Annotated in this window: 23 protein-coding genes and 1 pseudogene; 13 read left to right on the top strand and 11 right to left on the bottom strand. The window is 40.7% G+C overall.

Features of this window, described 5'->3' with window-relative positions:
• Positions 1 to 49 precede the first annotated feature (49 nt).
• Positions 50 to 244 carry a hypothetical protein gene (locus HC000_RS06140; RefSeq protein WP_011327659.1) on the top strand — a complete coding sequence of 65 codons (195 nt, stop codon included), beginning with the start codon at positions 50 to 52 and terminating at the stop codon, positions 242 to 244.
• A 23-nt stretch (positions 245 to 267) separates the two neighbouring features.
• Here HC000_RS06140 and HC000_RS06135 read toward each other — a convergent pair whose 3' ends face one another.
• Both HC000_RS06135 and HC000_RS06130 read right to left on the bottom strand, forming a co-directional pair.
• Complete coding sequence (locus HC000_RS06135; protein WP_179807225.1) at positions 268 to 2,523, bottom strand: bifunctional diguanylate cyclase/phosphodiesterase; 2,256 nt, start codon at positions 2,521 to 2,523, stop codon at positions 268 to 270.
• 64 nt (positions 2,524 to 2,587) lie between these two features.
• A complete protein-coding gene (locus HC000_RS06130; RefSeq protein ID WP_179807224.1) occupies positions 2,588 to 5,311 on the bottom strand; it encodes an insulinase family protein in 2,724 nt (907 codons plus the stop codon).
• Positions 5,312 to 5,503: 192 nt separating this feature from the next.
• Here HC000_RS06130 and sixA point away from each other — a divergent pair, with 192 nt between their 5' ends.
• The gene (gene sixA / locus HC000_RS06125) at positions 5,504 to 5,974 is read left to right on the top strand and encodes a phosphohistidine phosphatase SixA (RefSeq protein WP_089367948.1); all 471 of its coding nucleotides are present in this window, start codon (positions 5,504 to 5,506) and stop codon (positions 5,972 to 5,974) included.
• A gap of 27 nt (positions 5,975 to 6,001) precedes the next feature.
• On the top strand, positions 6,002 to 6,352 hold the full coding sequence (locus tag HC000_RS06120; protein WP_011327663.1) for a RidA family protein: 351 nt from the start codon (positions 6,002 to 6,004) through the stop codon (positions 6,350 to 6,352).
• Between the two features lie 41 nt (positions 6,353 to 6,393).
• Here HC000_RS06120 and HC000_RS06115 read toward each other — a convergent pair whose 3' ends face one another.
• The 4 genes from HC000_RS06115 to HC000_RS06100 are packed head-to-tail and all read right to left on the bottom strand — an operon-like array spanning position 6,394 to position 11,023.
• Positions 6,394 to 7,041 (bottom strand): lactate utilization protein, encoded by a 648-nt coding sequence (locus tag HC000_RS06115; protein ID WP_011327664.1) that lies wholly within the window; start codon positions 7,039 to 7,041, stop codon positions 6,394 to 6,396.
• On the bottom strand, positions 7,041 to 8,540 hold the full coding sequence (locus HC000_RS06110; RefSeq protein WP_011327665.1) for a LutB/LldF family L-lactate oxidation iron-sulfur protein: 1,500 nt from the start codon (positions 8,538 to 8,540) through the stop codon (positions 7,041 to 7,043). Before HC000_RS06110 ends, HC000_RS06115 begins: the two co-directional genes overlap by 1 nt.
• On the bottom strand, positions 8,537 to 9,313 hold the full coding sequence (locus tag HC000_RS06105; RefSeq protein WP_011327666.1) for a (Fe-S)-binding protein: 777 nt from the start codon (positions 9,311 to 9,313) through the stop codon (positions 8,537 to 8,539). Before HC000_RS06105 ends, HC000_RS06110 begins: the two co-directional genes overlap by 4 nt.
• Positions 9,314 to 9,325: 12 nt before the next feature.
• A complete protein-coding gene (locus HC000_RS06100; RefSeq protein ID WP_011327667.1) occupies positions 9,326 to 11,023 on the bottom strand; it encodes an L-lactate permease in 1,698 nt (565 codons plus the stop codon).
• A gap of 115 nt (positions 11,024 to 11,138) precedes the next feature.
• On the opposite strand from HC000_RS06100, the gene HC000_RS06095 reads away from it, so the two are divergent.
• Positions 11,139 to 12,041 (top strand): LysR family transcriptional regulator, encoded by a 903-nt coding sequence (locus HC000_RS06095; RefSeq protein WP_179807223.1) that lies wholly within the window; start codon positions 11,139 to 11,141, stop codon positions 12,039 to 12,041.
• Between the two features lie 39 nt (positions 12,042 to 12,080).
• Here the strand turns inward: HC000_RS06095 and HC000_RS06090 are convergent, their stop codons facing one another.
• Together HC000_RS06090 and smrB are read right to left on the bottom strand one after the other, a co-directional pair.
• Positions 12,081 to 13,004, bottom strand: coding sequence for an AEC family transporter (locus HC000_RS06090; RefSeq protein ID WP_011327669.1), 924 nt, complete (start codon positions 13,002 to 13,004; stop codon positions 12,081 to 12,083).
• A gap of 41 nt (positions 13,005 to 13,045) precedes the next feature.
• Positions 13,046 to 13,603, bottom strand: coding sequence for an endonuclease SmrB (smrB, locus tag HC000_RS06085; RefSeq protein ID WP_179807222.1), 558 nt, complete (start codon positions 13,601 to 13,603; stop codon positions 13,046 to 13,048).
• Between the two features lie 123 nt (positions 13,604 to 13,726).
• On the opposite strand from smrB, the gene prmB reads away from it, so the two are divergent.
• The 3 genes from prmB to HC000_RS06070 all read left to right on the top strand — a co-directional run bounded on the left by prmB (position 13,727) and on the right by HC000_RS06070 (position 16,350).
• Positions 13,727 to 14,662, top strand: coding sequence for a 50S ribosomal protein L3 N(5)-glutamine methyltransferase (gene prmB, locus HC000_RS06080; RefSeq protein WP_011327671.1), 936 nt, complete (start codon positions 13,727 to 13,729; stop codon positions 14,660 to 14,662).
• 105 nt (positions 14,663 to 14,767) lie between these two features.
• Positions 14,768 to 15,865, top strand: a complete 1,098-nt coding sequence (gene aroC, locus HC000_RS06075) for a chorismate synthase (protein ID WP_179807221.1) — start codon at positions 14,768 to 14,770, stop codon at positions 15,863 to 15,865.
• A gap of 125 nt (positions 15,866 to 15,990) precedes the next feature.
• Positions 15,991 to 16,350 carry a DUF4112 domain-containing protein gene (locus tag HC000_RS06070; protein WP_179807220.1) on the top strand — a complete coding sequence of 120 codons (360 nt, stop codon included), beginning with the start codon at positions 15,991 to 15,993 and terminating at the stop codon, positions 16,348 to 16,350.
• A 9-nt stretch (positions 16,351 to 16,359) separates the two neighbouring features.
• Here HC000_RS06070 and HC000_RS06065 read toward each other — a convergent pair whose 3' ends face one another.
• Positions 16,360 to 17,052, bottom strand: a complete 693-nt coding sequence (locus tag HC000_RS06065) for a 2'-5' RNA ligase family protein (RefSeq protein ID WP_257025436.1) — start codon at positions 17,050 to 17,052, stop codon at positions 16,360 to 16,362.
• Between the two features lie 303 nt (positions 17,053 to 17,355).
• On the opposite strand from HC000_RS06065, the gene HC000_RS06060 reads away from it, so the two are divergent.
• The 4 genes from HC000_RS06060 (at position 17,356) to HC000_RS06045 (ending at position 21,039) form a co-directional block, all read left to right on the top strand.
• Positions 17,356 to 17,910: an elongation factor P hydroxylase gene (locus HC000_RS06060; protein WP_011327675.1), complete on the top strand. Its 555-nt coding sequence runs from the start codon at positions 17,356 to 17,358 to the stop codon at positions 17,908 to 17,910.
• Positions 17,900 to 19,015 carry an ATP-NAD kinase family protein gene (locus HC000_RS06055; RefSeq protein WP_179807218.1) on the top strand — a complete coding sequence of 372 codons (1,116 nt, stop codon included), beginning with the start codon at positions 17,900 to 17,902 and terminating at the stop codon, positions 19,013 to 19,015. Before HC000_RS06060 ends, HC000_RS06055 begins: the two co-directional genes overlap by 11 nt.
• 30 nt (positions 19,016 to 19,045) lie before the next feature.
• Positions 19,046 to 19,321: a YfcL family protein gene (locus HC000_RS06050; protein ID WP_011327677.1), complete on the top strand. Its 276-nt coding sequence runs from the start codon at positions 19,046 to 19,048 to the stop codon at positions 19,319 to 19,321.
• Between the two features lie 161 nt (positions 19,322 to 19,482).
• The gene (locus HC000_RS06045; protein ID WP_011327678.1) at positions 19,483 to 21,039 is read left to right on the top strand and encodes an AbgT family transporter; all 1,557 of its coding nucleotides are present in this window, start codon (positions 19,483 to 19,485) and stop codon (positions 21,037 to 21,039) included.
• 450 nt (positions 21,040 to 21,489) lie between these two features.
• On the opposite strand, the gene HC000_RS06040 is transcribed toward HC000_RS06045, so the two are convergent.
• Together HC000_RS06040 and HC000_RS06035 are read right to left on the bottom strand one after the other, a co-directional pair.
• On the bottom strand, positions 21,490 to 23,340 hold the full coding sequence (locus HC000_RS06040) for a DEAD/DEAH box helicase (RefSeq protein WP_179807217.1): 1,851 nt from the start codon (positions 23,338 to 23,340) through the stop codon (positions 21,490 to 21,492).
• A gap of 160 nt (positions 23,341 to 23,500) precedes the next feature.
• The gene (locus HC000_RS06035; protein ID WP_011327680.1) at positions 23,501 to 23,764 is read right to left on the bottom strand and encodes a GrxA family glutaredoxin; all 264 of its coding nucleotides are present in this window, start codon (positions 23,762 to 23,764) and stop codon (positions 23,501 to 23,503) included.
• Between the two features lie 349 nt (positions 23,765 to 24,113).
• Between HC000_RS06035 and HC000_RS06030 the strand changes: the two genes are divergently transcribed.
• Positions 24,114 to 24,560, top strand: a complete 447-nt coding sequence (locus HC000_RS06030; protein ID WP_011327681.1) for an Hsp20 family protein — start codon at positions 24,114 to 24,116, stop codon at positions 24,558 to 24,560.
• Positions 24,561 to 24,850: 290 nt separating this feature from the next.
• Positions 24,851 to 24,930: pseudogene (locus HC000_RS18505) on the top strand (heat-shock protein); the annotation flags it as partial.

Raw genomic sequence — 24,930 nt, 5'->3', positions numbered from 1 at the left:
ATTTTATGGTTAAAATACGCGGCTTGTTTTTACAGGTTTAGGTATTGCTTTGATTTTTGTTTTATTAAGCGCAGTGTTTATAGCGATTATGTATTTAGAGGCGATTAAAAAGGGTATGCCGGTTAAGCGTTGGCTGTTGTTAGCGGGTTTACTTGGGCCGGTTGCATGGTGTTTGTTTAATTTACATTATCGCCGTGCGTTACTGCGAAGTGTAGGTATTAACCCTTGCATATGGCGTCCTTAATTTTTTATTTCTGTTTTTTAACTTTAATTAGTGACAGCCACTTTTTTAATCGGGCTAATTAAACTAGGTACAGACTTGCTGTGCTGGAGTTTTAAAAATTCGGTAAACTCATCTTTTGATAGCGGCTTAGAGTAATAGTAGCCTTGTACTGTTTCACAGTTTAATTGTTTGAGTATTTCTATTTGCGACGCTTGCTCTACGCCCTCTGCAACCACATGTAGGTCAAGGTTATGGGCAATAGTAACAATTGAGTCGACCATATTGCGGCCGCGCTCGTTTTTCATGTCATCGATAAAGGCTTTATCAACTTTAAGCGTATTAAGCGGAAACTGCTTTAAATAGGCCAGCGAAGAGTAGCCGGTACCAAAGTCGTCCATTGCTAAATGAATACCTCGGGCGCTGAGTGAGCACATTATTGCGATAGCATCTTTAGGGTCGTCCATTACCGTGCCTTCGGTAATTTCTAGCTCTAAAAAGTAAGAGGGCAATGCATTTTTTTGTAAAATCACATCAATACGTGTTGTTAGGTCGGGTAAACTAAATTGCTTTGCCGATAAATTCACAGCAACTCTGCCATTAAATAAGCCCGCATCAAGCCACTCTTTTACATCGCGACAGGCTTTATTTAAAACCACTTCACCAATTTCTATTATTTGCCCTGTTTCTTCTGCTATTGGGATAAAAACACCCGGGCTAATAATGCCTTTTTTAGGCGTGATAAAGCGTACTAATGCCTCCATTCCCACAAGTTTACCGGTATGAATATTCATTTTTGGTTGGTAATACACGGCAAAATGATTTTCTTTTAAACCAAAGCGCATTAGGTTTTCTATTTGCAGGCGCTTTACGGCTTCACGGTTCATGGTGTCATTAAAAAACAGATAACTATTACCTTTCTTTTTAGCGTGGTACATAGCTGTGTCGGCATTTTTTAATAGTAGCTCTGGGGTATTACCATCTTCAGGGAACAACACAATGCCAACGCTTGAGGTAATGGCAAGCTCATGTCCGGCCATTTTAAAAGGCGTAGCAATAGCCGCTAAAAACTGTTTAGCGGTGCGGGTAATCGTATATATGTCGTTAGTATCAGACATTACCAGTGCAAACTCATCGCCGCCTAAACGATAAAACACGTCATTTTCGCGAGTGAGCTTATTTAGCCGCATAGCGAGTTTAGCTAATAAGCTGTCACCTAGTTGGTGCCCTAAAGAGTCATTTATTTTTTTAAAGTTATCTAAGTCGAAAACTAACAAAGCATGGTGCGAGTTTAGTTGCCCTAATTTTTGTAAGTCGGTAAAAAACAAATTACGGTTAGGCAGGTTGGTGGTGCGGTCTCTATTGGAGAGGTTATGCAGTTGCGATTCGGCTTTTTTACGCTCGGTTAAATCAGAGTATACAACGACATAGTTAGTTATTTGGTTTTGATCATTTCTAATTTCATCAATCGAAATTTCTATGGGTAATAAAACATGTGCACTATTGCGTAATTTAACTTCTTGTTGCAGGCTATCTCGCTGGTATACGGTTTTTTTAATGGTGTTAATGTAACTTTTATCGTAGCCGGGCAAATTAAAATCTTTTTTAAGGTACTGCTCGCGCACGCCACCAAATAAGGTTAAAAAGCTGGGGTTAATATCGACTAACTTAAAGTTTTTATCGTAAATAGCCAGGGCGTCGGTTAGCGATTCAACGCATTTTGCAAAAAGGTTTAAGCGCTCTTCGGTTAGCTTTAATTGTGAAATGTCGCGCACTGTGCCTGTCATGCGTAAGGGACTAAGGTTGGTGTCTTTTTCTATTATTTTGCCGCGATCGAGTACCCAGAGCCAGCCGCCAAAATGATCTTTAATCCGATAAGTCGCTTCAAAAAAAGGAGTTTGTTGAGCAAAGTGTTTTTTAAGTAAATATTCTACTTGGGTAATGTCGCTTGGGTGAATAAGGCTTTTATTAGGTGGAAACTCTGTTGATAATATTGAATCCATTAAGTACTTATCGTTAATACGAAGTACTTTACCGGTTTTTATATTCCAATCCCAAAGGGTATCGCCACTGCCTTCAACAGTGCTTTTTAAGCGTTGTTCAGAAAGCATAAGTTGATAGCGCGAGCGCTTAAGTTTATATATAACCGTTAGCATGTAGCATAAAACAAGCACAATTATTGCGCTTGCCGTAACTGCAACGGTATTTAAATTTAAGTTAAAAGTTGCCTCTAAGGCATATAGGCTATGCGAGGCAACTAATAGGGCTAATAGTAAGCTTATTTTTATTATTATTGTGATCATTATTTTTATTATTTTTATAACATTTAATTTTCAAACGACAATCTAAATCAAGCGTTACTCACTGTCAAAGAGAATGCGAGTAAAGGGCCTGATTATGCGCTTTATTAGGCTTTGCAGAGCTTAAAAACTCATATCTAGGTCTATTTTCATTAAAAAGGCTTAGCGCGTATGCTTTTATATCTGCAAGGGTTAATGCATTTAATGCATCAAGCAAGCGTTGTTGCATATGAAACTCGTGATCGCGATTACCAATAGCTAACCATAATCGTTGCGAGCGCAGTCGCAGGTTTTTATCTGCTTCGGCTATATGTGTGGTTAGACCGTGCTTTTGTTGTAACCAATCTTGTGGGGTTAAATTATCGATATTGGTCAAATAGTCATGAATAAAGTTATTATGGCGCTGCAGTATTGTTTTGGCTTCAAACTTGGGTGATTGCACATAAAAAACAATGCCCGCGCGGGTGTTAAAAGGCGCGTAACCGGCACCAACTAAATAACCTAATTGTTGCGTGGTGCGTAGTTCGTTAAAGTAATCTTGATTGATTAGATGATTTAGTGCCATCATTTTTACTTTTTCACTTACACAGTCGGTTTGTGCTTGATAGTAAATAAGCATAGCGTGATCATTACAAGGAAGCGTTAACTCAAAGCGCGTTACTTTGTTAATTTCAAATAATGGCCGTGTTAAATCGGCTATTACAGCGGCGCTTTTTAAGTGCGCGGCTACTTTTTTCTGAAAACTAATTGCATCAGCTTGTTGCCAGTTACCATGTAAAAATGACTCTACATGCAGGGCTTTAAAAAAGTCTTGTCTAAATTCATTAAACTGCTGAAAGCACGTGTTTTTTAATGCGTCAGCCAACTCGTTTGGCTGTGGATTCCACGGCATTATTTTTGCGCCTAACATGCTAAACAGCTCACCTACGGGCTTATTTTGATTACTGTTACGCCAATGCCTTACTAATTGCTTTTTATACTCGGCAAAACGTTTAGAGCAAATTTCTACGTTAAATAAAGCATCAATGAGTTCATCAACCAGCTCTAACTGGCTTGATGAGAGCCCCGCTGTATGTAGTGTTAACCCACCTTGATGAGACGTTAAGTGATAACTAAGTCCTGCAAGTTCGGCAGGGTAAAATTGCTCGCTAACGCTATCCATAAATAAATCAGAAAAGAGGCGGGTGAGTGCCATGTGCTTTACATCTTTTATTGCAAAGTCTGAGTCCATTGCCAAGTAAAAATGACCTTTGGCAACGCGAAAGGTGTTGTCTTGTTTAAACCAAAAATCAAAACCAGGCTCTGTGACTATTAGCTCAGGTTTTGTTTGTGGCTCAATTATATCAAACAGCTCAACGTCTTTGGTTAAATAAGGATTAACAACAGGTAAGCGCATTTCATTGAGTGGTTTATTAATGTTACTTAGTGCATCGAGCCAACTAGTCGAAATTTTTTCAACCTTGTAAGGTGTATTATACCAAGCTGCTTTATGTTGAGGCTCAACCTCGGGGTGAATAAGTACCAAGCGCATATTGTGTGGCTTTAACCATTGCATGGCCATTTCATGGGTGGCGTGTTTAAAGCCTTCCATTAAATAGTCGCCTTGTAAGTAGTTAGGCTGATCGTAATGTTGCATATTAATGCTTAAGTTACTTACCCAGTCTATTAAGCGCGATTGTTCTTGGTTATCGAAGGCAATTTGCAATAGCTTCTTTTTATCTTGGTATAAGCGCGGTAGCTGTTCAATATTGTTATTAATGAGGCAAATATACTCAAAGATCATTTCAATAATATCTTCAAAGTATTCAATACCTTCATCCGTTAGTGCCATACTAATATTAAAGTCTTTAAAATTACTGCCATTAATGCCACCCCCGGCAGAAAGTGCATTTATCCAGCCTTGCTGTTTTAAAATAGAGTATAACGAGCCCGCACCTTCATAACCGAGTAAGTGTGCAATAAAGCTCACTGTTTTGTGACGATAAAAGTCATCAATATTAGGCATTGCAAAGCTCACTATAAGCTTTTGCATATGCTTATGAGGTTCAATGTGCAGCAGTTTTCCTAGGTCTTGCGCTCGGTATAGCGGCGCACTAATTGCGGGTTTTGGTTGCTTGGCGTTACCACAAACCGCAGTAAAGTATTGTTTTGTCCATGCTTGGAGAGTGTCGAGCTCCTCATTAGCGCATATGACCAAAGTCATGTATTGAGCTTGGTAAAACTGCTTAAAAAAGTCTCTTAGCTCGTCGCTAATGCAGCGCTCTCTGTCGGCTAATGTTTGTAAATTACCTACCGAAAATTTAGCAAAAGGGTGAGCCGGATTAACCGTTTCTTTATGTACTTGGTATATACGACGGCCGTCGTCTTTAATTTTTAATTTAAATTCTGCTTCTATCGCGTTACGTTCTTTTTCTGTTTCTGCAGCATTTAATAATGGCGCAATAAAAAACCGGCTAAATTGCTTTAGCGCATGTTCAAATTCTTGATTATTAATGTCAAAAAAGTAGCAAGTGTGCTCAGTTCCGGTCCAGGCATTGGTATTGCCGCCCGCTTGTGATACAAAATTATTAAAGCTACCTGAGTCAGGAAATTGATCTGTGCCTAAAAATAGCATGTGCTCTAAAAAGTGTGCTAAGCCTTGCCTATCAACAGGGTCGTCAAAATGTCCAGCATTAACAGCCATAGACGCAGCGGCTTTTGTTGCATCTTTATCTTGCACTAAGAGTACTTTTAGACCATTGTCCAGTGTTAGAGCGCGGTAGGCTCTGTTATCATTGCGACTGATATTCAAATGATGCTCCTGAAACTAAATGTTTACTTGTTAACAACAGATGATAACTTCAGGACAGAGAAATACAGCGATAAGATTTACCTGAATATCATGACAGAACTATTTAAGAAAAAAATAGTGTTACCTTGTTAATATAGCGGAAGAACGGGCAAATTGGCTACTGTTTTATATTCTTTAATTGGTTGATTTATTATGAAAACAATCTTAATAATGCGCCACGGCGAAGCAACGCCAATGCAGGCCGATGATGCAGCGAGACAGTTAACCCAAAAGGGTCATATTGAAGCTGAAAAAATGGGGCTGTGGCTGGCAAAAAACTATTCACCCGATGCGCTGTTAGTTAGTCCTTACATTAGAGCTCAACAAACAGCAAAAGGGGTTGCTAAAAATAACACGTTTAAATTTAGCGAAACCTGCAAAGACATTATACCTGAAGGTAAACCGCAAATTGCAGCCGATTACATCGAAACGTTAATAGCGGCGCATCCTGCGTGTAATACTTGGCTAGTAGTGGCGCACATGCCCATAGTAAGTTATTTGGTTGATCAGTTATGTGTGGGCCATATGCCTATTTTTAATACCGGTGCAGTTGCCGTAATTAATTATAATGAGCAAACCCAGCGCAGCGAATATAAAAACATAAATGCGCCTGACACTGTTTAATGCCAAACAATTTGGAAAATATAAATTATGACAATTGAACGCCTTCAAACTAATGCGCGTATGAGCCGCATAGTAAAGCATAACGGTATTATTTATCTGTGTGGACAAGTTTGTGCAGACGCTGAAAAAAATATTAAAGAGCAAACTCAAACTATGCTCGATAAAGTAGCTACTTTACTAGATGAAGCCGGCAGCTCGAAAGAGAATATGCTAAGCGCGACTATATATGTAAAAAGCATGGAGTATTTTGCTGAGATGAACGAGGTGTGGGATGCCTGGGTACCTGAAGGCTATGCCCCTGCACGCGCCTGTGTTGAAGCTAAAATGGCTCGAGATGGCTTGCTTGTTGAAATATCGGTTGTTGCTGCAGTTAAGTAATTAGCAGCTATTAAGCTGCTAATCTTTTGAATTTAAAATGCTTAGATGATTAATACAATTAACTCTTTGGGTCCATGTGCGCCATAGGCAAGCGTCTGTTGAATATCAGCAGTTTTTGATGGACCCGAAATAAACACCACATTAGTAGGCAGCTTATTATGCCACTGCTCCTTTTCAAGTAACTCACTAAAAGTGGGGTAGAGTGTTTGGCTATCCACAATAACAAAGTGTACAGGGGGCACTAATGATAAAGTGCGCGGCTCAGCAACTGTAGGCCACAACACAATCGTGCCCGTTTGCGCAATTGCGCAGCGTGAGCCTGTAATACCAGCCGCTACCTGATCAAACAACCGCTCTTTATGTTCACTAAAGTCAAAGTTATACTTTTCGAGAGTGATAGCGCTGTTTAGCTGTTCAATCTCATTAGTATATTGGCACTGCTCGCCGTATAGTAAGTGATTAATATTACGTTTTTTTAATTCAATATAAATATGTGTCGCTAATTCGCTGCGAGCTATGCTTATCACTTGCGCATGGTTACTTTTTAATTGTGTAGTAAACTGCTCAAGGTATTGCTGCGGGGTTAACTTAGCATAGTTAACAGCGTATTCTTGAGGAAGTTTGTCATAATCTACTTCTTGTATCTGCTGTTTCAGCTTGTTTAAAATACTTCTGCGTGCATTACTCATTATGATTCCTTGCGTTGCTTTAGCTGCTTTGCTTTTTCACGTTCTTTCACCCGTTGGTGCAATGTTTTTGACGCTAGTTTTGGCGCTGTTCTAGCTTCGGTCCAAGGGCCAAGTTTCGCGGGTAATAAAAACCGTAGCCGTGTTACTAGCCACATGCTCGATTGATACAGCCAAGGAGAGCGATGAATGATGGACCAGATACTCCATATCAACACTTCTTTATTTTTACGACCACTGCCTTGGCCTTTCATTATATGTGGTTGCTGCGATGCTGGTTTGACGCTTTCTTGGCGTAGTCGTAACAGTAATTTAGGGATCGGAATTTTAACCGGGCATACATCACCGCATGCGCCACATAACGACGAGGCGTTGGGGTGATGAGTAGTTGCTTCTAGCCCAAGCATGTGGGGCGAGACAATTTTCCCGATAGGCCCAGGGTATACTGTGCCATAAGCATGACCACCAATACGAGTATACACGGGGCAGTGGTTCATACAGGCACCACAGCGAATACACTGTAATGTTTGACGTAGCTCTTCATCGCTATACATTTGACTACGGCCATTATCGAGTAACACCAAATGTACCTCTTCTGGGCCATCTTTTTCACCGAGCTGGCGTGGGTGACTAATCATATTAAAATAGGTTGAGATCGCTTGGCCGGTTGCACTGCGTGTTAATAAGCTCAGAAGCGGGGGAATATCAACAAGCTTTTCAACCACTTTTTCTATGCCGGTGATGGCAATATGTAACTTGGGCACTGTGGTACACATACGGCCATTGCCTTCGTTCTCTACTAAACATAATGTGCCCGTCTCGGCAACGGCAAAATTAACCCCAGTGATACCCACATCGGCATGGCAAAATTTATCGCGAAGTACTTTTCTCCCTTGCTGAATGAGTGCATCTACGTCGGTGGTGTGCTCAAAACCGGCGATGTTTTTTGTAAATAAATCGGCGACTTGCTGCTTATTTTGGTGAATCGCCGGCATAATAATATGTGACGGGTGCTGTTTAGCGAGTTGTACTATGTACTCACCCATATCAGATTCTAAGCACTCAATATTATTAGCTTCGAGATGATCGTTAAGCGCGGTTTCTTCAGACACCATCGACTTGCCTTTAACCACCGTTTTGCCATCTTTATCAGCAATAATTGCGCTAATAATTTCGTTGGCTTGCGAGCAGGTTTCGGCCCAATGAACCTTAATACCGTTTTGTGTCAGTTGTTGCTCTAACAGCTCTAACAAAATCGGTAACTTTACTAAACTACGTTGTTTTATTAGTTTACATTGCTCTCTAAGTGTTTCTAGCTCATCAAGGTCGCTAAAAGCATTTTTGCGTTTCTCGACCAGATAATCCATGGCGCCGCGAAAATTACTGCGCAGTTCATCGTTAGCTAGGTCGCGTTTAACATTTTCTTTGAAAGAACGCGCTGAAGCGGCATATTTACTTTCGTCTTGTGTCGCTTGACGTGGATCGATATGTTTTTCACTCATATCTCACCTCCTGCGGTGGTGCGACTTAATAGGTAGCTGGCGATATGCTCCCCTTGTAATGGCGCTTTTTGATGCCTCAGTGCGCCATTAATGTTCATCATACATCCCCAGTCAGCACTGACATAACGTACTACGTCGGCGGCTAGTAAGTTGGCGCTTTTATCGGCCACCATTGCATTAGAGATATCACCATGCTTTACTGCAAAAGTGCCACCAAAGCCGCAGCATTCACTTTCATAGTCATGGGTTATTAACTCGACTTGGCTGAGCTGGGATAATAATTTTTTGCTGGTGATATGCACGCCCATTTCTCTGCGTGCAGCGCAGGAAGTATGCATTGCAACCCGTTCATAAGGGCCGCTATCGGTTAGTTTTATTTTTAATGCATGCACTAAAAACTCAGTGAACTCAAAAATACGGTCACAAAACGCATTTATGTTAGGCTCATCTTTAAGTAGTTCTTGGTAGTGATGGCGCATCATACCGCCACAAGAACCAGAAATAACCACAATTGGAATATCTAATGCAAAATGCTTCACTTGCTCACGCGCCACCGCTTTGGCTTGCTCGGTATAGCCAGAGTTATAAGCGGGTTGGCCACAGCAGCTTTGCCCCTGCGGAAAAATAACCTCAATGCCTTGGCGCTCTAAAAACTCAATTGCGTCAATACCTGAGTCAGGAAACAGCGTATCGTTGAGGCAGGTGCCGAATAAGTAAACCTGGGTTGGGTTTGTCGGGTAGTGTCTTAGGTGTATTGTATTTAACTGGCTCATTGCTAATCCTTGTTATCCTAAATGGTTAAGTGGGTCGGTAATATTAAAGACGTAACTGGCGATCAAACCGAGTAATCCAGCAGTGAGTACGTAGTAGAATGTGGGTATGATAGTACGCTTTATGGTTGCCCCTTCTTGATTGAGTAAACCCACCGTTGCAGAGGCGGCAACGACATTATGAATTGCAATCATATTCCCAGCGGCAGCGCCGATGGCTTGCAACGCAACCAATAACGCGCCGGAAATAGACAACGCATTGGCCACTTCAAATTGAAACTGGCTAAGCATCATATTACTCACGGTATTTGAGCCGGCAATAAACGCGCCTAGGGCGCCCACCATAGGAGCAAAAAGTGGGTAGATGTCACCAAAAGTTAACGCAATTAAATTAGCCATAGCAACAGGCATGGCGTCTAAGCCGGCGTCGTTCACGCCAGAATTAATTAAAATACGTACCATAGGAATGGTAAAAATTAACACAAAGCCTGCACTGAATAGTACTTTTGAGGCATCTTTAGCGGCATCAGTAATTTCAGATACTTTCATTTTATGAATAAACAGCGTCAGCAATGATACAAACAACAAAATACCACCAGGTAAATACAATGGCGCAATACTGCCGCTAATATCCGGCTCGTCTAAAATTAGGTTAAATTGTAATGAGAATTGATTAAGCAGTGCTTTTAAATCTGTTGACAAACGACTCGCCACTAATAATAACGCCACTAGCAAATACGGCAGCCACGCTCTAAATAACGACATAGGGGCTTTGATTTTAGTGGGGGCGCTAAAAGCAATATTCCCCAGCCAAGTTGTTGGCCATTTTTCGCGCGGGGCAAAGTCCCATGACTGAGTGGGTATTAAAAACTTAGCTTTCGCGCACGGTACGACTATCGCTAGCCCAACCAAGGCACCAATTATTGAAGGAAATTCAGGGCCGATAAAAACACCGGTTAACGCATACGGGATAGTAAACGCAAGTCCAGCAAATAGAGCAAAAGGAGCCACTTGAAAGCCCTCGCGCCAGCTGTTATTTTTGCCAAAAAAGCGCGTCATCATACAGATCATTAATAACGGCATTAAAGTGCCAGTAATGGCATGGCCAATGGCAACTTCAGAGGTTATTAATACTAAAAATTGCTCCCAGCTACTGTTATTTGTCAGTAATTGTTCACTGAGTAACGCTTTATCTAAGCCATTACTAACACCAATAATAATCGGCGTACCCACCGCACCAAACGATACCGGTGTCGATTGGATCATCATGCCAATCATAATCGCTGCCATAGCAGGAAAGCCCATCGCTACCAAGAGGGGAGCTGCAATCGCAGCGGGTGTACCAAAACCGGTTGCGCCTTCAATAAATGAGCCAAATAACCAAGCAATAATAATAACCTGAATCCGCCTATCGGGACTGATATCGGCAAAACCACTGCGAATCGTGCTGATCGCACCAGAGTGTTGCAATGTGTTGAGCAACATAATGGCGCCAAAAATAATCCATAATACAGAGATGGTCACCAGCATACCTTGAAGGCTGCTTGCTAAAATACGGTTAAATGACATTTCCCAGGCAAAATAAGCAATAGCCATAGTAACGATTAACACCACGGGCATGGCACGCTTTGCTGGCCATTGCAATGGGATCAGCAATAAAGCGGCAAGTAAGATAGGAGTAAAAGCAAGCAGAGCTTGCAGGTATATCGACATAGAGTAACCACGCTTAATTTTTTATAGTAATTTTTATGCTGTTACTCTAGTAGTTAATTTATTGTTTATATATAGTCTGTAAATTAATGAATTGTTTCCAAAAAAGGTGTAATGAATGGCTAATGCCCATGAACTGACGTTATTTTCATTAGTAGTTGACGCACAATCATTTAATAAAGCAGCAGAGGTTGCGGGGATATCGACCCCGGCTCTTTCTAAAAAAATCAGTAGGCTAGAAAAGGATTTAGGTGTGCAGCTATTATATCGAACTACCCGCAAACTAAGCTTAACCGAAGCGGGCAGCTCGCTGTATCAACATGCAAAGTCAATAGAATTACAATTAAGTGACGCATTAAATAGTGTTAGTGCCTACCGTGGAGCAATTAGTGGTTCGATTAAAATGACCGTACCGACCATTTCAGGGGAGCTACTGCTAGCGCAAGTAGTGGGCCAATTTTGTGAAAAGTACCCTAATGTGAATGTTGATATGCGGCTAGAGAATGACTTTATTGACTTGGTTGATAAACGCATTGATTTAGCGATTAGAACCGGCGTATTAGCAGATTCAAGTTTAATTGCAAAGCCTATTATTAAATCGCGTTGGGTGGTGTGTTGTGCGCCTAATTATATCGAAAAATTTGGCGAACCAAGCAACTTAGACGATCTAAGTCGACATAACTGTTTAGCCTATACCTATCAAGATAAAGGTGCTCGCGAATGGCGTTTTACTCACCAAGGTGAGGAGGTTAGTATTGCCATTAAAGGAAACTTTTCGGCTAATACCGCACAAGCACTTAGGCAAAATGCGCTATCGGGTTATGGCATTGTCTATGTACCACGTTGTTGTGTGTATGAGCATTTGCTAACTGGCGAACTGGTGGCTATTTTACCTGAGTATCAACCTCGTGAACTAGGGGTATATGCTGTGTATCCGTATACGCGCCATCAGCCAGAAAAAATTAAACTGCTGATCGAGTATATTACTAATGCCTACAGTGAACTTAGCGATTACTTTTAAGCTTGTTTTGTTTGATGGGCAGCAGAGTATGTTGAGGAACTACAATAAAAGACACAACCAAATGCTAAAGCTTATACCACTTAAAACGGTCGACATAACCACAGTGCTGGCAAGCGTTGCTTGGTGCTGTTTTATTTGATTAGCAATAAGGTAGGCATTAACACCTAAAGGCGATGCGCTTAATAATATAAGTACGTTGAGTAGTTGCGCCTCTAGCATAAACACAAATCGGCCTAACAATAATACTAAGCAGGGCAGTAATACTAGCTTTAATAATGTGGCGATTAGCGCGGGTTGCCAGTTTTGGCTTATTTTATAAAATGCTAAATTAGCTCCCAACACAAATAATGCGCAGCCAATAGCGGGTTGTGAGAGTAAATCTAAGCCATTAATAATATCCAGTGGCAATGTAAGGCCTAAAACATTAGCCAATAACCCTAGGCTAATGCTAAGTACCACAGGGTTTAATAGCATGTTTTTGGCAAATTGTTGCCACGAAAACGCACTTTTTTCGCTTTTTGCACTCACTAAAAAGGTGAGAGTAAATAACAACGCACTATGAAAAGTGATAATCATAAACACTATACCAATCATTTCGCGGCCAATTGCTGCAATAATTATTGGTAAGCCAACCAGTACGGTATTTGAATAGCTACTGCCAAGAGCAAATACGCTATGGCGTTGATAATCACTGTGCTTAGTAATTAAAAACCGGTCTATTAAAGCGCCAATTATAAAAACACCCACAACCGCAATATAAAAACTTAAAAAGCCATTTAAGCTCACACTATTGTGTAAGTTAGCTTGCGCCATATTTAAAAATAAAAAAGCGGGAATACTAATATAAAAAGTAAATTTACTAATACCGGTTATGTGTTGTTGTTCTAAAAACTGTGACTTAGTGCTAATAAAACCAGCAGTAACAATAAATACCAGCGGAAATATAATTGAAAAAATAGACACTAATATCGCCTTTAATAGTATTTAACCAGAGCTGTGGTTATTTAGCGCCTAAATTCATCACTTTGCGGTAAATTAATTAAAATAAGTACAGCGCCTTTACCACCATATTCAAGCGGTGCTTGGTGCATTGCAATTACGTCAGGGTGTTGTACTAAATACTGCGGTACTTTGTGCCTGAGTATATGCCCACCAATGCCATGAATTATGCATGCACAATAGTAATGTTTCTTTTTGCATTCGTGGATCAAACCAGCTAGCTCATCTTTTGCAGACTCTTTATTTAAGCCATGCAAATCTAGGGTTAAATCTGGAACAAAGTCACCACGGCGTAGTTGCTTAGCTAAAAAGCGGTCTTGGCCATCTTGTACATAATTAACCATACCATTGGTATCAATATCAGGTATATATTCATCCGAAAAGAAGAATTCTGACTGTTGTTGCTTTTTTTGCTGGGCAAACTGCTTTGCTTGTGACACTTTAGGCTTATTAGTAAAGCGGTGAGTGTCTTGTTTAAAAACGCGCGCACCAGTGATACTTTGACGAAACATGTCAATGTCATCATTGCTAATTGGGCTGTTTGAATAAGGATCTTTTTTCATAGCGGCAGTCTAAACAAAAAAAGGGTAAAAATCGAGATAAAAGGCGTTACAATAGGGCAATCGGGAGGCGATTGTGGCCTCGATTGAATTAATAATTTTGAAAGTAGCAGGCAGGCAATACACATGAGTGAATTACAAATAGAAGAAGCAACGCTAGAAGAAGCTGTAGCAGAACTTTCAACCTTACACGACTGGTTACGTTGGACTACAAGCCAATTTGCCAGCAGTGGTATTTTTTTTGGTCACGGTACTGATAATGCGTGGGACGAAGCGGTAAATTTATTATTACCCGCATTAAGCTTACCAATAGATGCGCCGAAAGAATTAATGCATGCGCGTTTAACGAGTACAGAAAAAAACAGCTTAGCGGGCTTAATTGCTGAGCGTATTAACGATTTTACCCCAGTGCCGTATTTAACCAACATTGCTTGGTTTGCGAATATGCCATTTTATGTAGACGAGCGCGTGCTTATTCCACGTTCGCCATTTGCAGAGTTAATTAATAACCGCTTTACCCCTTGGCTTGAAGAGCCTGAGTCGGTTAAGCGTATTTTAGATTTATGTACGGGTTCTGGTTGTATCGCGATTGCACTTGCACAAGCGTTTGAAAATGCGCAGGTAGATGCGGTTGATATTTCTTATGAAGCTCTAGAAGTAGCCGACATAAATATTACAGACTACCAGTTAAGTGAACGAGTACTGCCAATTCAGTCAGATGTGTTTAGTGGTGTACCAGGGCAAACATACGACCTGATCATAGCTAACCCGCCGTACGTTGATGCTGAGGACATGGCCGACTTACCGCGTGAGTTTCATCATGAACCAGAACTTGGTTTGGCTTCAGGCCACGACGGCCTAGACGTAACCCGCACTATATTAAGCGAAGCAAGTAAGCACCTTACTGCAAACGGCTTATTGTTTGTAGAGGTAGGTAACTCTATGGTACATATGGATGCATTGTATCCGGGTGCGCCATTTGAATGGGTTGAGTTTGAACAAGGTGGTTTAGGTGTGTTTGTTATTAGCAAACAGCAACTTGATGAGTATTTTGCACAATAAAAATCAATATCATTTATAGAATATGTATTTGAATATAAATTGATATAAGTAAATAGCCGAGTGTAAAGCTCGGCTATTGGTAGTCATTAGGAATGAGGAAAAGTAATGGCAGGTAATAGCATTGGACAGTTATTTAAAGTGTCTACTTTTGGTGAGAGCCACGGCGTTGCATTAGGCGGCGTTGTTGATGGTACACCAGCAGGTCTTGAAATCACCGAGGCCGACCTACAAATAGATTTAGACCGTCGTAAACCGGGGCAAAGTCGTTATACCACGCAGCGCCGTGAAGACGATCAGATAAAAATTCTTTCAGGCGTATTTGAAGGTAAAACCACAGGTACTAGCATAGGTTTACTTATTGAAAACACCGATCAACGCTCAAAAGATTACGGCAAAATTAAAGATGTGTTTCGCCCAGGTCATGGCGATTACACCTATTGGCATAAATACGGCCTGCGCGATTATCGCGGTGGTGGTCGCTCATCAGCGCGCGAAACGGCAATTCGTGTTGCTGCGGGCTCTATTGCTAAAAAATATTTAAAACAATTTCATGGTATCGAAATAAAAGCCTGCTTAAGTCAGTTAGGGCCAATTAAAGCAGACATTTTTGATTGGAACGAAGTTGAAAACAACTTATTCTTTTTTCCTGATGTGAGCAAGTTAGAAGCGCTTGATGAATATATGCGCGGCCTTAAAAAGCAAGGTGACTCAGTAGGCGCAAAAGTAAAAGTAGTGGCAAGTAATGTACCTGTAGGCCTTGGTGAGCCAGTATTTGACCGCCTTGACGCCGAACTTGCACATTCATTAATGAGCATTAACGCGGTTAAAGGTGTTGAAATTGGCGACGGCTTTGATGTAATTGAGCAAAAAGGCTCAGAGCACCGCGATGAACTAACACCACAAGGGTTTACCTCTAACCATGCGGGCGGCGTATTAGCGGGTATTTCTACTGGGCAAGATATTATTGCTTCTATTGCGCTAAAACCAACGTCGAGTATTACCATCCCAGGTAACAGTATTAATACTGAAAACGAAGCGGTTGAGATGATCACCAAAGGTCGTCACGATCCGTGTGTAGGTATTCGTGCTGTGCCAATTGCTGAGGCGATGATGGCCATTACTTTAATGGATCATTTGCTACGTCAACGTGGACAAAACCCACATGTACACCACGAGCATGGGCCGATACCCGGTTCGGTATAATTAGAGTTACATTAAGTAGATAATAAAAACGCGGGCGATCCGCGTTTTTTGTATTTGTTTATCAGTGCAAGTTCAACTTTTTAACTAAAGTTAATTAAACAGGTTTGAGGGAGCTAAATGTGACAATGACAAATAACGTAAAGGCTCAGCAACAAGCTGCACTGAAAAGGCTGGAGCGATTTAGCTTCATTACCGACAGTAGTTTAAAAATTCCTTTTACTAATTTTAAAGTTGGTGCCGATGCGATTATTGGTTTATTGCCTGTTGCCGGTGATATGGCCGGTTTTATTTTATCTGCTTATGTATTAATTGAAGCGCAGCGCTTAGGTGTTAGCTGGACTATAAAACTACGTATATTAGCTAATATGCTTATCGACTTTGTGGGCGGTTTACTACCCATAGTAGGCGATATTTTTGATGCTTACTTTAAAGCAAACACCCGAAATACCCAGCTGCTAAAAAAATACTTAGCGCAGCAAAAGTAATAAAGCAATTTAGCTTTTACCGTTGTTAAAAAAGTATTCTGCAATAACCTGCTTTTGTTGACCAAACTGATCTGAAATCCCTATACCTACACCTATTATTTGCCCCTGTGCTTTAGATGGGTTAGCCTGTATTTGTTTATTTATAACAGCCAGTTGAGGGCTTTTCTCGTTAGCTAATAATGTTAAATGTGGCTGAAAGTTTTGAAAAACATTAGGGCTGCCGTAGCGCTTAAATGCAGTTAACTTGTTGGGGTAGTTTTTAACCCAAGTAGGCACAGTAACATTTCGCTCGCGCAGCGGTTCAATAGCAAGTGTTATCTCGTCAGATAGTCTTTGTAATTGGCGCGACGGCTGTAAATTAATAAAAGCCCAATTACTTTTAGTTACGCTAAAGCCTTCAGCGGTTATGGGAAATGGTTGCTGTTGCGCTACGATGTTTTTTACCGCAAGTTTAATTGCCTCCTCTGTACCGGGCGCAAAGTCAGTTAAATATAAAGTAGCGTGTACCGGCATGCCTTTATCGTAAAAGCTAACCATACCCGCTTGTTTTAATACATCACTGGTTTGCGCCATTAAAGTAATGATTGGTTGCGAAGGAATAGCAAACACATTAATACTGATGTTTTTTGCAACAGCAGGCAGTGATACACCCATAAGCCCAAGCAGGGCAATAAATAAAAATTTAACCTTTTTTATACTCATTAGTTTAAACATAATTTTAGTATTTCATTAAGCAGCTTTGTCGTTATAGTGATGGTAAGGGTTATTGCTCAAGCAGTAAATACGCCAAACAGTATAAATACCAGCTATTTGGCAGCACCTTGTATAGCCATTATTAGCCAACCCCACGGGCTTTATAAAACGCCGTTACATGGAAGTGTTAACCCGCCATCCAATTTTTTACATTCGCTGCGAAAGCCCGTACAATTCACCTCGTTTTTAGCGCGCACATTTTTAATATAATGAGCAGTAAGCCCTATATTCAGAGTAAGTAATTAAACTTTTATGCATAAAATTGCTGATTTAATTTCTATTTTTGCAGCCACTTTTGACCAAAGCTATAATACGCGGCTGGTTAAAGGCGAGCACGAACCTATTTATATTCCTAGCTGTGATAAAACACCGTATCACCAAATTGTGTTTGCTCATGGTTTTTACGCCAGTGCCCTGCACGAAATAGCACATTGGCTGGTGGCGGGAGATAAGCGCCGTTTACTTGAAGATTACGGCTATTGGTATTGCCCCGACGGCCGCGATAAGCAAAAACAAGCCGAATTTGAAAATGTAGAAATAAAACCGCAAGCCATTGAGTGGCTATTGAGTACCGCCGCAGGTTTTGAATTTAATGTGTCGGTAGATAATTTAAATGGCGAGCAAACGTGTCGTTTTGATTTTCAGCAGCGAGTACACCAACAAGTTTTAACACTTATTAATAACGGTTTTAACTCCCGTACCGAGGCATTGCTAAAAGCACTCAGCCATTTTTATAATACGCCATGGCCAATGAGTGCACAGCAATTTAATTGGCAACATCCCAAGGAGCTCACGGATGCAGTTTAAATTAGGTTTAATTATAAACCCGCTAGCGGGTTTAGGCGGCACTGTAGCGTTAAAAGGTAGCGATGGCGCAGCAACTGCAGCCAAAGCGCTAGCACTTGGCGCTCAGCCTAAAGCTAATAGTCGTACAAAAGCCGCACTTGAAGTATTACTGCCTTATAAAAACCAATTAACTATTTACACTGTAAATGGCGATATGGGCGAGCACTGCGCTAAAGCACTCGGCTTTAAGGTACAAGTAATATATAACAGCAATGCTATAACCACAGCCACCGACACAGAGCAGGCTGTAAAAGCACTTAAAGAGCTAGGTGTAGATTTAGTTTTATTTGCTGGAGGCGACGGCACAGCGCGTAATATTTGTCATGTTGTTGAGGACACAATACCCGTACTGGGTATTCCTGCTGGCTGTAAAATACATTCAGGGGTATATGCAATCACGCCAAAAGCAGCAGGGCGTGTAGTCGAAATGCTGGTAAAAGGCGATTTAGTTACCTTAGGTGACGCCGATGTAATGGACATTGACGAAGAGGCATTTAGACAAGGCACTGTTAAAGCAAAACGTTATGGCGAAATGCAAGTACCAAGTGAAGTGCGTTACATGCAAGCGGTTAAAAATGGTGGTAAAGAAACCGACGAGTTAGTGCTTGTAGATATTGCCGCCTATGTGGTGAGTGAAATGGATGAAGACACTTTTTACATTATGGGCAGTGGCTCAACCGTTGCTGCAGTGATGGAAGAAATAGGGCTAGAAAATACACTATTAGGTGTCGATTTAGTTAAAGATCAAGCACTTATAGCGCAAGACCTAACCGCAGCGCAATTACTTGAGCATACGCAAGGTCAAAAAACTAAATTAGTGATCACCTTAATTGGCGGCCAAGGACATATTTTTGGTCGTGGTAATCAACAGCTTAGCCCCGCGCTTATTCGCGCTATTGGCACTAATAACATTATAGTAATAGCTACAAAAACAAAATTGCAGGCTTTAAATGGCCGCCCACTTATTTGTGACACCGGCGATAGCAGTTTAGATGATGAACTAACCGGTTATATTAAAGTTACATGCGGATTTAACGACCACATTATGTATGCAGTAGGGTATTAATACCCATTGCAAAACCAGGAGACAGAATAAATGAGTTTAGTAAACTATATTGATGCAGCCCAACACTATTTTGATGATTTAGTGATTAAAGCCACCGATGATGAATTATTTGCAGGAGGCTATTTGCGAGGTCACTTTGACTTAGCAGTAGGGTATGCGCAAGTAGAAAAGCTAACTATTAGCACAGATGAACTTAACGAAACCGTAGAGCAAAGCTTAGTGAAGGCTTATCATAATGGTGAACTTAATGAAGATGACAAAACCCTTGTTGCTCGTTTGTGGGAAGAAGTAAAAGCATTGGCCTGAGTAAACCTAGGCTAAAACTAATTTAAACGCGATACGCTACTGGCTTATCGCGTTTTTTTTGTTTAAAAGTATTGATTTGAGGGAGTTAGCCTCAGGTTAATTTACTGTTGTGTAAAGATAGGATATGGTTATTGAAAATATGATTTAGAGAGCTTTAAAGAATGAATAATAACCAAAGTGCAGTGCCAACTGGTTTAATTGCACGATTTTTAAATTTTGTTGAACGGGTAGGTAATAAGCTTCCTGATCCGGCCATTATATTTTTGTTTGCCATGTTACTAATTTGGTTTTTGTCGTGGTGGTTTTCAGGCGTAAGCTTTGATGCAATAGATCCACGTACCGGCGAAGCCATTATTATCAATAATATGCTAGCAAGTGATTCGCTCGCCACCTTTTTATCCTCTATGGTAAAAACCTTTACCGGCTTTGCACCCTTAGGCGTAGTGTTAGTGGCTATGTTAGGTGTGGGGGTTGCAGAGCATTCGGGCTTTATTAATACCGGCCTTAAGTTAATGCTTAAAGTGACGCCTAAAAAGTTATTAACGCCTTCAATTATTTTAGTGGCCATTGTAAGCCATACCGCAACTGATGCAGGTTATGTATTAGTTATTCCACTAGCTGGGGTTATATTTTATGCTGCAGGGCGCCATCCGCTTGCGGGTATTGCTGCTGCATTTGCTGGTGTGAGTGGTGGTTTTGGGGCTAACTTTATTCCATCGGGTATCGACCCATTGCTACAAAGTTTTACCCAAAGTGCGGCGCAAATAATTAATCCTGCAATGACAATTAACCCGTTAAATAACTGGGCATTTGCTTCAGCATCTAGCTTATTTATAGTGGCATTAGGCTGGTATATTACCGATAAAATTATAGAACCACGTTTACAAAAAACCGCGGTAGATGGCGCTAAAGAAGATTTACCCGTATTTGAAGATGCCCGCAGTGATGAAAAACGTGCATTTATAATTGCCAGTTCAGTTATGGTTGCAGGCCTTGCGTTACTTGCTTATGTATCGGCAGATAGTAACTCGGCAATGCGCAGCAGCGATGGCTCGTTAACTAATTTTAGCTCGCCATTAATGCAATCTATCGTACCGTTAATCTTTTTATTATTTTGGATACCCGGCGCGGTTTACGGCTTTACCGTAGGCACCTTCAAAACCTCTAAAGACATGATAGATGCCATGAGTAAAGCGATGAGCGGCATGGCATATTATATTGTAATGGCATTTTTCTGTTCGTTATTTATTGCCGCATTTAGTAAATCAAACTTAGGTGCATTGCTAGCAATCGAAGGCGCGCAGTTATTAAAAGCAATGCAGTTGCCAAGTGCAGTAACGGTTGTGGGAATTATCTTTTTAACCGGCTTTGTTAACTTATTTGTAGGTTCAAGTTCAGCAAAATGGGCATTACTTGGCCCCATATTTGTACCTATGCTAATGCAACTTGGTATTTCGCCAGACTTAACTCAAGCGGCTTATCGTGTTGGTGACTCAAGCTCTAATATTATTACACCGTTAATGCCCTATTTCCCATTAGTGGTGGTGTACTGTCAAAAGTATGTGAAAGGCACCGGCATAGGCACTTTAATTGCTATTATGCTACCGTACTCAATCGCCTTTATGATTGGCTGGAGTATCTTTTTATTAGGTTACTGGGCACTTGGTATCCCGCTAGGGCTTGATGCCAGCTACGTTTACCCAGCGCTAGCGCCTTAACGTAAAACAAATAGGTAATATAGTAAAAGCCTCATCATGAAATTGGTGGGGCTTTTTTGTGTTAAGAGATCAGATTTAACCGTAGGGCAAACACTGTACCCCGAATAAAGTAACCTTAATAAAAGTAATGCTAAAAGTTACTATGGCATTGCCTTCCTCATTTACTGCTGATTGTCTGCTCTTTGTTTAAATGCTTTTAAGTGAGTTATTCACCAAGAGGATAGGAGACACTGCGCTTTAGAGAAGTAATAGAGCAGTGCAGATAAGAAAGGGGTGTGCAGGCGAGAATTTAGCTGTGAGGTAGAAATAAAATATCGGGTTTATTTTCTCAGGGGAATATTATTTTTTGCCTAGAGCCTAGAGCCTAGAGCCTAGAGCCTAGAGCTTTATTTTAGGCACAAAAAAACCTTGCTCACTTACGTGGCAAGGTTTTTATTAAAGAGTCGTTGCTTATTTCGGCGTTGTAAAGCTTACTGGGCGACGTTCTTTACGAGGACCGCTGCGCTTATCACCGCGTGCGCTGTCATCTTTATTAAAGCTGCGTTTTTCGCCGCCAGCTGGACGCTCAGAGCGTTCGCCACGTGGCTCAGCAGGACCTTGATCAGCAGTGATTGTTAAGCCCATAGGACGTTTACAAATAAACACTTTTTGGAAATGATCAAGTACATCTTTAGGCATGTTTTTCGGTAATTGAACCGTGCTGTGATTATCGTGTAGACGAATATCACCAATAAACTTGCTTGAAATGTCAGCTTCGTTAGCAATAGCGCCAACAATGTTCTTAACCTGAACACCATGTTCACGACCTACTTCGATACGGTATGTATCCATAGGACCTGCATCACGGCTGTTACGCTCACGAGGTTTACGTTCAGCGCGCTCGCCACCACGTTCACTGCCACGTTCGTTACGACGACCACGATCACCACGGTCATTGCTACGTGGGTTACGATCATTGCGCTCGTTACGTTCGCGAGGTTGAATCTTAACTTCTTCAACCTTAATTGGTGATTGTTGCTGTGCTAAACACAGTAACGCACCAGCAAGGTCTTCAGCAGAAAGTTCAAGCTTTTGAGCCATGCTTGCTGCTACTTCATTAAAGAAAGTAATATCTTTGTTTTCAAGAGCAAGTGTTAACTTGGCTTGTAACGCTTCGATACGTTTTTCTTCAACAATTTTAGCTGTTGGTAATTCAACTTGTGCAATATCTGAATTCGTATGACGAATGATATTTTTAAGTAAATAACGTTCGTTATGTTTTACGAATAAGATTGCTTTACCAGTACGACCAGCACGACCTGTACGGCCGATACGGTGAACGTAGGCTTCAGAATCTTGTGGAATATCGTAGTTGATAACTAAACTTAAACGGTCAACATCTAGACCACGTGCCGCTACGTCTGTTGCAATAACAACATTTAGCATGCCGCTTTTTAAGCGCTCTACTGTGCGTTCACGTGCTTGCTGGTTCATGTCACCGTTAAGTGGAGCGGCAGAGAAACCTTCGCGCTCTAATAATTCAGCAAGTTGTACTGTATCGTTACGTGTACGTACGAAAACAATAGCGCCTTCATATTGCTCAGCTTCTAAAAAGCGAACAATGGCTTTATTCTTATGAATGCTTGCATTCCAAAACACTTGCTCTACTGATGATACAGTTGAGTTACGCGCAGAGATATGAACCTGTTCAGGATTGTTCATATACTTGCTGCTGATGTTTTGAATTTGCTTAGGCATGGTCGCAGAGAAAAGACATGTTTGCTTTTCGCGCGGTGTTTTTTCCATGATGCTTTCTACATCATCGATAAAGCCCATACGTAACATTTCATCGGCTTCATCAAGTACAAGTGCTTGTAGAGCATCAAACTTGATAGTGCCACGGTTAATATGATCGATTAAGCGACCTGGAGTAGCTACGATAACTTGCGCGCCACGACGAAGTGCACTTAGTTGGATACTGTAGCTTTGGCCACCATAAAGTGCCAATACTTCAATACCACGAACATGTTTAGCATATTGTTCAAATGCCTCAGCAACTTGGATCGCAAGCTCACGGGTTGGTGTGAGTACAAGGATCTGTGGCTGTTTCACAGACGGGTCAATATTATTTAATAGTGGTAGTGCAAATGCTGCGGTTTTACCTGTACCCGTTTGAGCTAGTCCCAGTACGTCCTTTCTTTCTAGCAATAACGGTATACATTGAGCTTGGATTTCAGATGGTGTCTTGTAACCCAACTCTTCAACTGCCTTCAAAATTGCAGGAGAAAGATTTAGAGATTCAAACGTGACTGGTTCTGACATTAATACGCCTCAACGAATTTAAAGAGGCGCGCATTATAAAGGATAAATGCGGTAAATGCTTGTAGAAATTACAACTAATTTATAGGTGATTGATGTTGGTCGAAATTTAACCAGCTAAGTAACTAGATTACTTAACTGGTTAACATATTTGATACAGAACTTATTGATAAAGTCCAAGATTCTCTTTGGCGTAGGCCTCAAACTCTGTAAAACCACCAATGTGTTTTTGGTCTACAAAGATTTGCGGCACTGTTGGGCAAGGTTTGCCGGCAGACTTTTCAAGATCTTCTTTACTTATGCCTTCTTTAATAATGTCGATATAGCGAAATTTAAAATCATCACGTTCATTTGATAGTTGTTCTGCTACGTCTTTAGCACGAACACAAAATGGGCAGCCTTCACGACCAAAAATTACAGTTAACATAGTGAACTCCTCAATTAAATTGCTACTAGTGTAACCAATTGAGTTAAATATTAAAGAGCAAACAAGCGATTAAGCTGTTCGCTTTTATTGATATGCCTTAGGGATCAGCGTTTTTAAATAATCGCTACTGTTATTGGGCGCTTAATGTGGTGTTAAAAGTAAAATAAATAATTTTTTGAAAAATCATCTTGAAAACAATTTTGCAGTCCATATCTAGATAAGTAGAGGACGCCTGATGGGTCCTTGTTAAACAGAAGTAATTGAAATTTATATTATTAATTAAACTTCATTTGTGTTTGTTCACTAGAAAAGCACAACTGAAATATCGCTTAAATATGAGGATATTATTATGCGTACAGTAGATTTATCACCCCTTTATCGTTCATTCATCGGTTTCGATCATTTAGCGTCTTTAATGGATGCGGCAGCGAGTTCAGATAAGCAGCCAAGCTTTCCTCCTTACAATATCGAAGCGCTCGATAAAGACAAATATAGAATCACTATGGCGGTTGCTGGTTTTAGCAATAGCGAACTGACAATCGAGTCAGAAAATAACACCCTAAAAGTTAGCGGGGTTAAACAAAGTAAAGACGATAGTAAAGAGCGCAAATTTATTCACCAAGGTATTGCAGATCGCAACTTTGAGCGTAAGTTTCAGTTAGGAGATCACGTCAGAGTTATCGCTGCTGATTTAGCCCATGGTTTACTCAGCATAGATTTACAGCGTGAAATACCTGAAGCGTTAAAACCGCGCAAAATAGCAATCGGTGGCAATGATTTGCTCGAAGATAAGTAAGTCACTTTAAATATTTTCCACTGTTTAAGCCGCCTCGCTTGAGGCGGTATTTTTACCATTGTAATTTATGTTTAACGACCTTGTTGTGTATTTTAAAAGAGTAAATTTAAAAAATTATTTGTTATTTGCTTGAAAACAATTTTAACGTCCATATATAGATAAGTAGAGGACGCCTGATGGGTCCTTGTTAAACAGAAGTAATTGAAATTTATATTATTAATTAAACTTCATTTGTGTTTGTTCATTAGAAAAGCACAACTGAAATATCGCTTAAATATGAGGATATTATTATGCGTACAGTAGATTTATCACCCCTTTATCGTTCATTCATCGGTTTCGATCATTTAGCGTCTTTAATGGATGCGGCAGC

Origin of the sequence: Pseudoalteromonas sp. MIP2626, from assembly GCF_013414205.1 — a bacterium.
Classification (GTDB): Bacteria; Pseudomonadota; Gammaproteobacteria; order Enterobacterales; family Alteromonadaceae; genus Pseudoalteromonas; species Pseudoalteromonas nigrifaciens.
Note: the sequence above shows the minus strand (reverse complement) of the source record. Positions and strands in the feature narration are given on the sequence as shown.

Bases quoted from the DNA above. Each gene is read 5' to 3' on its own strand.
- HC000_RS06135 (WP_179807225.1), bottom strand. From the start codon at position 2,523: ATGATCACAATAATAATAAAAATAAGCTTACTATTAGCCCTATTAGTT.
- sixA (WP_089367948.1), top strand. From the start codon at position 5,504: ATGAAAACAATCTTAATAATGCGCCACGGCGAAGCAACGCCAATGCAG.
- HC000_RS06120 (WP_011327663.1), top strand. From the start codon at position 6,002: ATGACAATTGAACGCCTTCAAACTAATGCGCGTATGAGCCGCATAGTA.
- HC000_RS06115 (WP_011327664.1), bottom strand. From the start codon at position 7,041: ATGAGTAATGCACGCAGAAGTATTTTAAACAAGCTGAAACAGCAGATA.
- HC000_RS06110 (WP_011327665.1), bottom strand. From the start codon at position 8,540: ATGAGTGAAAAACATATCGATCCACGTCAAGCGACACAAGACGAAAGT.
- HC000_RS06105 (WP_011327666.1), bottom strand. From the start codon at position 9,313: ATGAGCCAGTTAAATACAATACACCTAAGACACTACCCGACAAACCCA.
- HC000_RS06100 (WP_011327667.1), bottom strand. From the start codon at position 11,023: ATGTCGATATACCTGCAAGCTCTGCTTGCTTTTACTCCTATCTTACTT.
- HC000_RS06095 (WP_179807223.1), top strand. From the start codon at position 11,139: ATGGCTAATGCCCATGAACTGACGTTATTTTCATTAGTAGTTGACGCA.
- smrB (WP_179807222.1), bottom strand. From the start codon at position 13,603: ATGAAAAAAGATCCTTATTCAAACAGCCCAATTAGCAATGATGACATT.
- prmB (WP_011327671.1), top strand. From the start codon at position 13,727: ATGAGTGAATTACAAATAGAAGAAGCAACGCTAGAAGAAGCTGTAGCA.
- aroC (WP_179807221.1), top strand. From the start codon at position 14,768: ATGGCAGGTAATAGCATTGGACAGTTATTTAAAGTGTCTACTTTTGGT.
- HC000_RS06070 (WP_179807220.1), top strand. From the start codon at position 15,991: ATGACAAATAACGTAAAGGCTCAGCAACAAGCTGCACTGAAAAGGCTG.
- HC000_RS06065 (WP_257025436.1), bottom strand. From the start codon at position 17,052: ATGAGTATAAAAAAGGTTAAATTTTTATTTATTGCCCTGCTTGGGCTT.
- HC000_RS06060 (WP_011327675.1), top strand. From the start codon at position 17,356: ATGCATAAAATTGCTGATTTAATTTCTATTTTTGCAGCCACTTTTGAC.
- HC000_RS06055 (WP_179807218.1), top strand. From the start codon at position 17,900: ATGCAGTTTAAATTAGGTTTAATTATAAACCCGCTAGCGGGTTTAGGC.
- HC000_RS06050 (WP_011327677.1), top strand. From the start codon at position 19,046: ATGAGTTTAGTAAACTATATTGATGCAGCCCAACACTATTTTGATGAT.
- HC000_RS06045 (WP_011327678.1), top strand. From the start codon at position 19,483: ATGAATAATAACCAAAGTGCAGTGCCAACTGGTTTAATTGCACGATTT.
- HC000_RS06040 (WP_179807217.1), bottom strand. From the start codon at position 23,340: ATGTCAGAACCAGTCACGTTTGAATCTCTAAATCTTTCTCCTGCAATT.
- HC000_RS06035 (WP_011327680.1), bottom strand. From the start codon at position 23,764: ATGTTAACTGTAATTTTTGGTCGTGAAGGCTGCCCATTTTGTGTTCGT.
- HC000_RS06030 (WP_011327681.1), top strand. From the start codon at position 24,114: ATGCGTACAGTAGATTTATCACCCCTTTATCGTTCATTCATCGGTTTC.